Below are 11,003 nucleotides of genomic sequence, written 5' to 3'. Positions count from 1 at the left end.
GCGTCGTCGCTCTGCTCGGTGTCCCAGAGGACCGGCAGCAGGCGACGAGGACGGCGAACGAGAGACAATGGATGGATCGGTGCATCGTGCATGCACTCTATCGACGGACCACGGGAGGACGAAATCCCATGGTCCACGAATGATTGGACTTCCGCGCAGGCTCTGGTGCACTCGGGGCGTGATCGCCGAGATGAAGCAGGTCGCGACCGCGCTGGAAGAAGGTCGCACGGTCGAAGCCCTCGATGCCCTCCTCGACGCGTGGCGAGAGAAGCGCGCGCCCCAGCTCGCGGACGCGATCGACGCGCTCGCTCCCGCCTTCCCGCCGCCGTCGCCCGCGCTCGAAGGCCACGCGTGGACGGCGCTCGCGCGCGCGGGGAACGCGGGAGACCTCTTCGCCCTCCTCGCGACGCTGCTCGAGGCCGGGCCGATCGGTACGCTCGGCGGCCGCATCGAGCAGCTCGTCGAGCGGCCGGACGATCCGCGCATCGCGATGGCGCTCGCGAAGCTCGCGCTCGATCCGCCGACGACCTCGAGCGCGAACTTCCCGATCTGGACGAAGATCTTCGCCTCGCTCGCGCAGACCGGCGACGCGCGCGTCGTCCCGATCCTGCAAGAGCGCCTCCGCACGAAGGGTGGCGAGTCCAAGTTCTGGCCCAAGCTCACGAGCGGTCTCGAGCGGGTATTGAAGAAGATCCCCGCCGCGCCGGAGCTCTCCAAGCAAGAGGAGGCGGCCGTCGCCGCCGTCGTCCGCGCCGCCAAGACCGCGAAGCCGGCGAAGACACCCGCGCCCGCGAAGGCGCCGAGCACCGCCGCGCCGAGCGGCGATCCGCTCGCGCGCGCGATCGCGGCGGTCGAGGCGGACGACCTGCCGGCCTGCGTCGAGGCGCTCCTCGAGGCGTGGCGGGAGGCGCGCCTCGCCGAGCTCGCGGCCGCGATCGATCGCGTGACGGCGCTCCACGACGAGGGCGTCGCCTGCCCGGGCGGGGACGACAAGGGGCTCCAGAAGGCGTGGCTCGAGCTGGCGGCGAAGAAGCGGCCGATCGACGTCGGCCGCCTCGCCGACGCCGCCGGCGATCGCAAGGCCGGCGACGCCGAGAAGCGGCTCGAGGAGATGCTCGCGTGGCCGGCCGATCCCCGCGTCGCGCGCGCGATGTACCTCCACTGCGCGGGCAGCACGTTCTCCGATCGCACGCGCTCGTGGGGGCTCGTCGCCGACCTCCTGGTGAAGAACGTCGACGTCCGCCTCGCGCCGAACCTCGGCTGGTTCACGGAGGTGCGCGGCGACAACAAGGCGCGCCGCGCGGCGCTCCGGCGCGCCGGACCGGCGGCGCTGAAGGTCATCGCCGGCGTCCCGACGGAGCCGACGAGCGACGAGCGGCGCGCGCTCGAGCGGCTCGGCGCGGCGCTCGACGCGTGGGACGCGAAGCGCCTCGTGACGGAGCGGAAGCTCCTCGAGGCGATCCTGGCCGCGCCGAAGGAGGACGGCCCGCGCCTCGTCTACGCCGACTGGCTGACGGAGCGTGGTCACCCGCGCGGCGAGCTCATCGTCCTCCAGACCTCCGCCGCGCCCGACCGAGATCGCATCGCGGCGCTCTACGCGCAGCACGCGCGCGCCCTCCTCGGGCCGGTCGCTTGCGTCGCGTACCGCGATCTCGCGTACGCGCTCTCGAGCAAGGGTATCGTCCTCGACCGCGGCCTCGTGAAGGAGATCGAGCTCCGCAACGCGCCGCCGGCGTGGTTCTTCGAGGGGCACCCGCTCTTCTGGTTCATCGAGGAGATCGAGCCTCAGTTCGAGAAGGACGACGCCGCGGCGGCCGTCATCGCCTCGTCGCGCTCGCTGCGGGTCCTCCACGCGCAGCCGTCCCTCGCGGCGCGAGTGGCGGAGCGGGAGTCACCGCGGTCGACGCTCGAGGAGCTCCGCCTCGGCTATTCGTGGCAGGAGCGCGAGCCGCTCCCGACCGTCCTCGCCCGCCTCCCCGGCATCGGCGGGCGAGGGCTCTCGAAGGTGAAGCACCTCGAGCTCTTCTGGTCGAACGGGATGCTTCACCAGGACGGGATCCCGGAGGCGCTCGTGACCTCGCCGCTCTTCGACGCGCTCGAGACGATGACGGCGGCGACGACGAACCTCGCCTCCGTCATCGCCGCGCTCCGGAGCGCGGGGCGCAAGGTGAAGACGCTCTCGTTCCTCCGCCGTCACTACGATCGCTACCGCCTCGACGTCGAGCTCGACGCCGACCTCGCCCCGACGGCGCTGACCGTCCGCCCGGTGGAAGGGGACGTCGCGATCGACGAGAGGAGCGCCGCGTCGCTCCTCCAGGCGCTGCGGTCGCTCACGCTGCCGCCGACGACGAAGCTGACCGTGAGTGGAGGCGTGACCTTCGACGACGCGGCGCGCGCCGCCGTCGCTGCGCTCGTCACGCTGTGACGGTCAGTGCTTGCCGTACTCGAGCGTTTTGCCTTTGCGCTGCGCCGTGATGTACGCCTCGAGGGCGCGCATCCGCGGATCGTCGCTCGACATCGGCTTGCCGCGGACCGGGTGCTCGATGCACCAGTTGATCATGTCGCGCAGGAGCGCGACGCGGCCGAGCTGGACCTGGAACTTCGGGTACGTCTCGGGGTGGGTGTTGGCCGCGTGCGGATGGCACATGTCGCACGAGACGCCGACGGTGGAGCCGAGCTTGTCCGCGTCGTGGAACACCATCGAGCCCGCCGTCGCGACGCGCTCCGTCTCCGTCTTCCAGAGCGCGACGTCCTGCGCCGAGAAGCGGCCGTAGGTCGACGTCTCGTTCGGGCCGAGCTTCGGATCGACGAGGCCCGCGTTGTCCGACGCGCCGACGAGCGTGTGCCGCTCCCGCTCCTCCGCCTCCCACGTCGAGCCGGGGTGCTTCGCGAGCCACTCCGTCATGAGCGAGCCGGCGATCGCGGTGCCCGGCGTGCCGGTCGGCACCGTCACCTTCGTCTTGCCGTCGCAGAGGAGGACCTCCGTCGTCTCTCCGCCCGCCGCGCCGGACGCCGCCGCGCCGCCGTCGGCCTGCGCCGAGGCTTCCGGGTTCTGGGCCGGCTTCGGCTGGCAGGCAGCGGCGAGGCCGGCGACGGCGACGGCCGCAGGAATGATCAGCGAACGCGGGTTCATCAGTAGCTCCTCAGGGTGGGGACCTGCGGCTTGTCGGCCTGTCCGCGGCTCGTCATGTACTTCTTCGTGATCGTGATCGGGTTTCGGTTCCAGAGGTTGTGGACCTTGTCGACGAGGGCGTCGGGGTAGACCAGCGCCGAGCCGTTGCCGCAGCCGTCGTGCGGGTTGAACGGATCGGGGCGCCCCATCTGCACCGTCATCTCGGGCAGGCCCTGCGGCGCGTACGGCCACGGCCACGCGGTCGAGAGGAAGCCGTGGAAGTTGATGTTGCCGATGCGGTTCGTGAGGATCTGGTGCGTGTGGCCGTGGAACACCGTCACGTTGTTGAAGCGACGGAGGATCGCCTGCACCTCGTCGGCGTCGTCGGTCCAGAAGTTCCAGTTCTTGTAGAGCTTGTAGAGCGGCGAGTGGCTGAAGACGATGAGCGGGGTATCCGCGCCTTTACCCTTGAGGTCGTTTTCCAGCCATTTCCTGTTGTCGACGCCGACCGAGAACGGGCTCTGCACGCCGTTGTCGAGGCCGGCGACGGTGCCCATCCGCTGCTCCGGGGTGAGCTTGCGCTCCGTCCAGAAGTCCTTCTCGACGACCGAGTTGAGGACGACGCAGTGCACGCCCTTGTGATCGAACGAGTACTGGTCGGGGCCGAAGAGCTCCTTCCACTTCTCGCCCATGTCGAGGTACCAGTCGTGCTCGCCGACCATCACCTTGAGCGGCGCCTTCAGGTTCTTCAGGATCTGCGCGCCGGTCTCGAGCTCCTTCGCCTTCCCGAGCTGCGCGAGGTCGCCGCCGTAGAAGACGAAGTCGGGCTGCGGGTCCATCGCGTTCACGTCGTCGACCGCGCGCATGAGCGCGTTGACGAAGCGATCGTTCAGCGTCCGCTCGTAGAGGTGCGAGTCCGAGATGTACGCGAAGCGGAACTGCTGCGCCTTCACCGCGCCGCCGGGGCCCGTCTGCGCGTACGCGACGCTGACCGGCTGGAACGAGTGCGGCGTGACCCCGAGTCCGGCCGCGGCGCCGAGGGCGGCGGCGCTGACCTTGAGGAAGGAGCGGCGATCGAGGTTGTGGAGGCCGCGCGCGAGCTCCTGCCGCTCCTCTTCGTGCTTCGTCTCGATGCTCTTGAACCCGAGGGGCTTCTTGCGGTCGCTCATCGCTTCTGCTCCGTGGTCGTGGTGCCGGCATCGGTGGCGGGGCCCGTGCCCGCGGCGGCGGGGGCGGGCGGAGAGGTCGGCGCCTGGAGGCGCTTCTCGAAGGGGAAGACCTTCCGCATCGCGGCGGCCTCGTCCTTGTTCGGCCGCCGTTGCGCCGCGATCTTCTTCTGCCTATCGAGCTCCGCCTTGTTCGCGTCGGCGAAGCGCACGTCGGTCAGCGCGAAGAGGAACGCGACGAGCTGGTCGACCTCCGTGTCGGTGAGCGCGAGCGGCTCGATCCCGCCGTCGAGGAACGCGTTCGGCTCGCCGCCCTTGTTGTAGTGGTCGACGACGTCCCAGAGCGTCGCCATCGAGCCGTCGTGCATGTACGGCGCGGTGATGCCGACGTTGCGGACCTGCGGCGTCTTGAACGAGCCGATGTCGTTCCGGTTCTTCGTCACGACGAAGCGCCCGAGCTCGGAGAGGTCCGTCTCGAGCGCGAAGCGGTCCTGGGCCTCCTTGCTGTTGTCCTTCGCGAGCGCGGCGAGCGCCTTCTTCGCGAGCGCCTCGAAGTCCTGGTGCTTCGCCGAGACGCCGACGTTGTGGAAGCGGTTGTCGGTCCCGATCGGAGAGCCGCTCGAGATCTGGTGGCACGAGTTGCAGCGTGCCTTCCCGTTGTAGAGGATCCAGCCCGCCTTCGCGTCCTCGCCGAGCGCCTTCGCGTTGCCGCCCTGGAAGTCGTCGAACGGCGCGTCGAGGAAGACGAGCGTGCGCTCGAACGCGGCGATCGCGCGCCCGATGTCGTCGTAGCTCGGCGCGCGGTTGTACGCGGCCTGGAACATGACCCTGTAGTCGTTGTCGTTCTTGATCGCGTCGACGGCGGCCTGCCCGTTCGGCATCCCCATCTCGATCGGGTTCACGATCGGGAGCTTCGCCTGCTCCTCGAGCGTCGCGGCGCGGCCGTCCCAGAACTGGGTCGAGAAGAAGAGCGAGTTCATCGTCGTCGGCGCGTTGCGCTGGCCGAGCTTGTCGCCGATGCCCTCCGAGGTCCCGCGCCGATCGGCGAACCCGCGGCTCACGTCGTGGCACGTCGCGCACGACACGGTGTTGTCCTTCGAGAGGCGGGTGTCGAAATAGAGCTTCCGCCCGAGCGCGATGCGCGCGTCGTTCGCGATGTTGTCCTGCGGGACGAGGAACTTCCAGTAGGAGGGGTCGATGCCGGGCGGCGGCGTGTTGTACGGGAGCGGCTTGATGACCGCCTGCACGACCGCCATCTGCCGCTCCATGTTGAGCGCGCCGTGCGGGGCATCTCCTCCGCCCGACGCCGGCTTCTCGGCGCCGGGGACCGCGCCGGCGGGCGGAGTCTCTGCCCCCGTCGTCGCGGCGGGGCTCGCCGCGTCGGCGGCCGGCGGCTTCGCGCTCGCGGTGGGCGCCGCCGGGGGGGCGGGATCGCCGGGCGCTCCGCTCGCGAACATGGTGTACGCGAAGGGGACGGCGAGGACGGAGGCCGCGACGAACAGTCGTGCGCGGCGCTTCGGGTTTCCTTGCATGGCCTGACCTCTCGAAGATGCAACATCTTCCGGACCGCGCGCGGGTACAAGTCATTGTTGTATATGGAGCGATAAGATGGACTTATCGGCGCTGACGATCCAGCAGCTGCGTTACATCGTCGCCGTCGACCAGCACCGGAGCTTCCGCGAGGCTGCGCGCGGATGCCACGTCTCGCAGCCCGCGCTCTCGACCCAGATCAAGAAGGTCGAGGACATGCTCGAGTGCATGCTCTTCGACCGCACGCGGCAGCCGGTCACGCCCACCGAGCGCGGGCGGCTCGTCATCGATCACGCCCGCGCGATCCTCGAGCAGATCGACCACTTCGCCGAGATCGCGGGCGGCACCGACGAGGTCGCCGGCGGCTACCGCCTCGGCATCCTGCCGACCCTCGCGACGACGATCCTCCCGCGCCTCCTCCCCCGGTTCGTCCGCGCGTATCCGGGCGTGGCGCTGGAGGTCTTCGAGACGCAGACCGATCTCCTCGTGCGCCGCCTCCGCGACGGCACGCTCGACGGCGGCATCGCGGTGACGCCGCTCGACGTGCCCGGCATCCAGGAGCGCGTCGTCTGCCACGAGGCCTTCCTCGTGTACCTGCCGCCGCGCCATCCCCTCGCCGAGAAGGACCGCCTCAAGCAAGCCTCCCTCACCGACGAGCACGTCTGGCTCCTCAGCGAGGGGCACTGCTTCCGCTCGCAGACGCTGCATCTCTGCAGCGTCGACCGGCGCTGGCTCGCGGGAGACTCCCCGAACGTGTTGTTCGACGGCGGCTCGTTCGACACCCTGATGGGCCTCGTCGACGCGGGGCTCGGGATCACGATCGTGCCCGAGCTCCTCGCCGCCACGCTGCCGGCGGGACGCCGCGCGGCGCAGGTCCGCCGCTTCTCCGAGCCCGAGCCGAAGCGCGAGATCAGCCTCCTCGTCGCGCGCGAGCACCTGCGTCGCGGCATCGCAGACGCGCTCCTGGCGACGCTGCTGGAGGCGCTCCCGGCCGAGCTTCAGCGGCGGCCGCGCCCCCGCAACGTGCTGACGCCGCGCGTCTGACGATCGCGAACCGTTATACTGATCGACATTGCGTTCGCTCCTCCTCGTCGAAGACGATGCGCGCCTCGGCGCGGCATTCGCGTCGGTGCTCGAAGCGCGCCGCGCCGGCGCGTGGACGGTGCGCGTGGTGTCCTCCGCCGCCGCCGCGCGCGCGACCGCGGACCGCGCGATCGACCTCGCGATCGTCGACCTCGGGCTGCCGGACGCGAGCGGCGTCGACGTCATCGCCGAGCTCGCGCAGCGCACGCCGCCGATCCGCGCGCTCGCGTTCACGGTCTTCGACGACCGCGCGACCGTGCTCGCCGCGGTCGAGGCGGGCGCGGTCGGCTACCTCTTGAAGGACGATCCGGTCGACCGCGTCATCGCGCAGATCGAGGAGTGCCTCGACGGCCACACGCCGGTGTCGAGCCGCGTCGCGCGTTACCTCTTCGACCTCGGACGCAAGCCCGCCGACGTCGCGCTCACCGACCGGGAGGAGGAGGTCCTCGCTTGCCTGCGGCGCGGCTCCACGTACACCGAGTGCGCGGAGGAGCTCGGGCTTCGCCTCGGCACGGTGCAGACGCACGTGAAGAACCTCTATCGCAAGCTCGACGTGACGACGAAGACCGAGGCCGCGGCATGGGCGCAGAAGAACCGACGCGGGTGAGCGACGCCGAGCTGCGCGCGGAGATGGAGCGCCTGATCGAGGAGCGGTACGTCGCGAGCTTGGCCCCGCAGCGGAGCTGGGGCTTCTTCGCCGGCGTCGTCGCGTTCGCGGTCCTCCTCGCCGGCCTCACGTTCGTCCCGATCGTCCGCCGCTTCCTCGGCGTCGGCCCCGCGCTGATGGTCCCCGCGCTCGCCGGGCCCGTCGTCGCGATCGCCGTCGCGACCGTGGCCGCGCGCGCGCGCGGCGGCATCACCGGGCGCGCGCACAAGACCGCGGAGCGCGTCGAGACGGCGTGCACCGCCGCCTTCGCCGCGGCCCTCGTCGTCGCGTCGGGCAGCGCGACGAGCATCTTCTGGCTCATCTCGATCATGCACGTGGTGACCTACTCGCAGGAGCTCCAGCACGCGCGCTTCACCCAGCTCGCCCACGGCGCCTGCCTCGGCGCCGCCGCGATCGCGTTCGGCGCGAACGGCCACGTCGCCGACGCCGCGGGGATCGCGTTCTTCACCTTGCTCCTCCTCTTCTTCGCGCGCGCGCAGGAGGCGTCGGCGCGGAAGGCGCTCGAGCTCACCGCCGAGCGCAACGTGATGCGCGCTCGCTACGAGGGCCTCCTCGTCGATCGCGAGCGGCGCCGCATCGCGCGCGATCTCCACGACGGCCTCGGCGCGCAGCTCGCGTCGATCGCGTGGAGCGCGGACGCGATCGCGGGGACGGAGGCCGATCGCGACGCGCTCGCGGAGCTCTCCCGCCGCGCGCGCTCCACCCTCGGCGAGCTACGCGAGGTCGTGCACGGGCTCAAGGCGGCGGACATGCGCGTCGGCGAGCTCGCGGCGTCGATCGAGGAGACGTGCCGCGCGCTCGCGACGTCGTGCGAGCTCGCGGTCGCGTCCGACGGCGACGCGGTGGTGCGCGCCGATCAGTGCCTCGAGGTCACGCTCATCGTGCGCGAGGCGGTCCGCAACGCGGCCCAGCACGCGAGCGCCAAGCGCATCGGCGTGCGCCTCTTCGTCGACGCCGGCGCGCTCGTCGTCCGCGTCGAGGACGACGGCCGCGGCCTCTCTCCCGATCGGATCGCGGAGAGCCGCGGAGGGCTCTCGCACCTCAAGCAGCGCGCGGAGCTCCTCGCCGGCGCGCTCACGTTCGAGGCGCCGCCCGCCGGCGGCACCGCCGTCGTCGTCCGCGCCCCGCTGCGCGCGTGACGCCGTCGCGGTAGCATCGGGGCGATGGGAGACCTCGCCGACGGGGAGACGACGCAGGTCAAGGGCTCCGGCTCGTCGACGTACACGCTGAAGAACAACGGCGGCGTGTACTCGTGCACGTGCCCGGCGTGGATGCATCAGGGCGCCGCCATCGAGCGGCGAACGTGCAAGCACCTCCGCGCCTTCCGCGGCGACGACGCGGAGAAGGAGCGTCTCGGGGGGGCGGAGCTGACCGGCAAGCCGCCGCGCGCGGCGGGCGCGGCCGACGACGCGGAGGGGCCTCCGATCCTGCTCGCGCACAAATGGGAGGTCGACGTCGACCTCACGGGTTGGTGGCTGAGCGAGAAGCTCGACGGCGTGCGCGCGTACTGGGACGGGACGCAGTTCCTCTCGCGCCTCGGCAACAAGTTCCACGCGCCGCCGTGGTTCACCGAGCAGCTGCCGAAGACGCCGCTCGACGGCGAGCTCTGGGGCGGGCGCAAGCTGTTCCAGCGCACGGTCGGCATAGTGAAGCGGCAGGACCAGAGCCCGCTCTGGAAGGACCTCCTCTACGTCGTGTTCGACGCGCCGGCGCACGACGGCGCGTTCGAGGAGCGCATCGCGCACTGCGAGGCGATCCTCGGCGCGGCCTCGACGTACGCGCGCGTCCACGCGCACGAGCCGTGTCGCGGCCTCGATCACCTGCGCGAGGAGCTCGCGCGCGTGGAGGGGCTCGGCGGCGAGGGGCTGATGGCGCGGCGGCCGAAGAGCCGCTACGAGGTGGGCCGCAGCTCGTCGCTCCTCAAGGTGAAGAGCTTCAAGGACGCGGAGGCGCGGGTCGTCGGCCACGAGCCGGGCGCGGGGAGGCACAAGGGCCGCCTCGGCGCGCTCGTCGTCGAGCTCGCCGACGGCACGCGCTTCAACGTCGGCACCGGCTTCTCGGATCGCGAGCGCGAGAGCCCGCCCGCGATCGGCGCGCTCGTCACGTTCCGCTATCAGGAGCTCTCCGACGGCGGCGTCCCGCGCTTCCCGACGTTCGTCGCGGAGCGCATCGACGCGCGCGCGCCCGTCGCTCCGACGAAGAAGAAGAGCGCGATCTTCGACGACGAGGGCGGCGGCGCGGGGGCGCGGTACTTCGAATTCGTCGACGGCTCGTCGAGCAAGTTCTGGGAGATCCGCCTCGACGGCGCCTCCTTCACCACGCGCTACGGCAAGATCGGCACCGACGGCCAGAGCACGACGAAGACCTTCGACTCCCCCGCGAAGGCGCAAAAGGAATACGACAAGCTCGTCACCGAGAAGACGAAGAAGGGCTACGAGGAGACATAGCGCTCCCGCCCGCGCGGATTTCAGGCGAGTTTCAGGGTCGAGACGCGGTCGTACCGGCTTGCGCGGGCGGCAAAGGGTGCGAGGCTTGGGGTTCGTGCTGCTGTTTCGTCGTTCGTTCGCGATGCCGTCGATCGGGGCGTATTACACGCTCGTCGATCACGCGCATTCGGCGTTTCGTGTGCGGATCGAGCACGGGCGCGGGGTCGCGTGCGACGAGGCGATGATGTTCCCGGCGGTCGCGTGGTCCGGGTACGGGGACCGGCCGCGGCTCGACGTCGTGCTCCGCGGGCGCGTGCGCGACGTCGAGAACGGCGTCGTGCGATGGCTCACGCCGGGCGACTACGCGATCGGGCGCGCGCTGGACTCGCTCTACATGCGGATCGAAGGCGACGAGGTGCTGCTGCTCTCGATCGAGTACAACCTCGGCTCGCTCGGGACGAGCGCGCCGATCGGGCTGCCGACGGGGGCGCTCGCGAGCGCGGCGGTCGCGGACATCACCGCCGACGCGGAGGAGTTGCTGCGGGTCGGGCGCGGGCCGAACCAGGACGCGATCGTCGCGGGCGCGATCGGGCGGCTCTTCGCGCGGCTCCGCGCGGAGGGCGTGCCGTTCGACGCGTGGCGGGCGCGTGACCTCGTCGTGCCGGTCGCGCCGGCGCTCCAGCGCGTGGCGGACGCGCTCGGCTCGTCGCTCTCGAACATCGGGGGCGCGCCCGGCACGCGCGACCTCGAGCAGGCGCTCGGCGTCTCGCGGCGGCGGGTCTCGCAGCTCGTCGGCGAGCTCGCGTCGCGCTACGGCATGAACGGGATGGACTGGCGCACGATGCGCGATCGCTGGCGCGTCGGGAGCTCGCTCCTCGCGATGAGCAACCCGCGCGCGCGAACCGAGGACGTCGCCGCCGCCGTCGGCTACCAGTCGGCGAACGCGTTCTGCCACGCCTACCGGCAGGCGAACCTCCCGTCGCCGGGCTCCGTGCGGACGGAGCTCGCGCGTCTCCTCT

General features: G+C 71.3%; 9 protein-coding genes and 1 pseudogene. 7 read left to right on the top strand and 3 right to left on the bottom strand.

Annotated elements, in window-relative coordinates; genetic code table 11:
- Nucleotides 1-178: 178 nt before the first annotated feature.
- Nucleotides 179-2,425, top strand: coding sequence for a TIGR02996 domain-containing protein (locus KF837_44775; protein ID MBX3234490.1), 2,247 nt, complete (start codon nt 179-181; stop codon nt 2,423-2,425).
- Between the two features lie 3 nt (nt 2,426-2,428).
- On the opposite strand, the gene KF837_44770 is transcribed toward KF837_44775, so the two are convergent.
- From KF837_44770 to KF837_44760, 3 genes are all read right to left on the bottom strand, one after another.
- Nucleotides 2,429-2,647: a hypothetical protein gene (locus KF837_44770; GenBank protein MBX3234489.1), complete on the bottom strand. Its 219-nt coding sequence runs from the start codon at nt 2,645-2,647 to the stop codon at nt 2,429-2,431.
- Between the two features lie 485 nt (nt 2,648-3,132).
- Nucleotides 3,133-4,281, bottom strand: coding sequence for a metallophosphoesterase (locus tag KF837_44765; protein MBX3234488.1), 1,149 nt, complete (start codon nt 4,279-4,281; stop codon nt 3,133-3,135).
- Nucleotides 4,278-5,546 carry a cytochrome-c peroxidase gene (locus KF837_44760; GenBank protein ID MBX3234487.1) on the bottom strand — a complete coding sequence of 423 codons (1,269 nt, stop codon included), beginning with the start codon at nt 5,544-5,546 and terminating at the stop codon, nt 4,278-4,280. The genes KF837_44765 and KF837_44760 overlap by 4 nt, the downstream gene beginning before the upstream one ends.
- 340 nt (nt 5,547-5,886) lie before the next feature.
- Here KF837_44760 and KF837_44755 point away from each other — a divergent pair, with 340 nt between their 5' ends.
- From KF837_44755 to KF837_44730, 6 genes and pseudogenes are all read left to right on the top strand, one after another.
- The gene (locus tag KF837_44755) at nt 5,887-6,852 is read left to right on the top strand and encodes a hydrogen peroxide-inducible genes activator (protein ID MBX3234486.1); all 966 of its coding nucleotides are present in this window, start codon (nt 5,887-5,889) and stop codon (nt 6,850-6,852) included.
- Nucleotides 6,853-6,880: 28 nt separating this feature from the next.
- On the top strand, nt 6,881-7,498 hold the full coding sequence (locus tag KF837_44750) for a response regulator transcription factor (GenBank protein ID MBX3234485.1): 618 nt from the start codon (nt 6,881-6,883) through the stop codon (nt 7,496-7,498).
- Nucleotides 7,471-8,697: an ATP-binding protein gene (locus tag KF837_44745; protein ID MBX3234484.1), complete on the top strand. Its 1,227-nt coding sequence runs from the start codon at nt 7,471-7,473 to the stop codon at nt 8,695-8,697. The genes KF837_44750 and KF837_44745 overlap by 28 nt, the downstream gene beginning before the upstream one ends.
- A 24-nt stretch (nt 8,698-8,721) precedes the next feature.
- Nucleotides 8,722-9,756 (top strand): annotated as a pseudogene (locus KF837_44740) (DNA ligase).
- 15 nt (nt 9,757-9,771) lie between these two features.
- Nucleotides 9,772-10,005: a WGR domain-containing protein gene (locus KF837_44735; protein MBX3234483.1), complete on the top strand. Its 234-nt coding sequence runs from the start codon at nt 9,772-9,774 to the stop codon at nt 10,003-10,005.
- Nucleotides 10,006-10,099: 94 nt separating this feature from the next.
- Nucleotides 10,100-11,003, top strand: a 904-nt coding sequence (locus tag KF837_44730) for a helix-turn-helix transcriptional regulator (GenBank protein ID MBX3234482.1), incomplete at its 3' end; no start/stop codon positions are given.

This window comes from Labilithrix sp. (assembly GCA_019637155.1).
In the GTDB taxonomy this organism is placed as follows: domain Bacteria; phylum Myxococcota_A; class Polyangia; order Polyangiales; family Polyangiaceae; genus Labilithrix.
The sequence above is the reverse complement of the archived record's forward strand: the minus strand, read 5'-3'. Positions and strand labels throughout refer to the sequence as shown.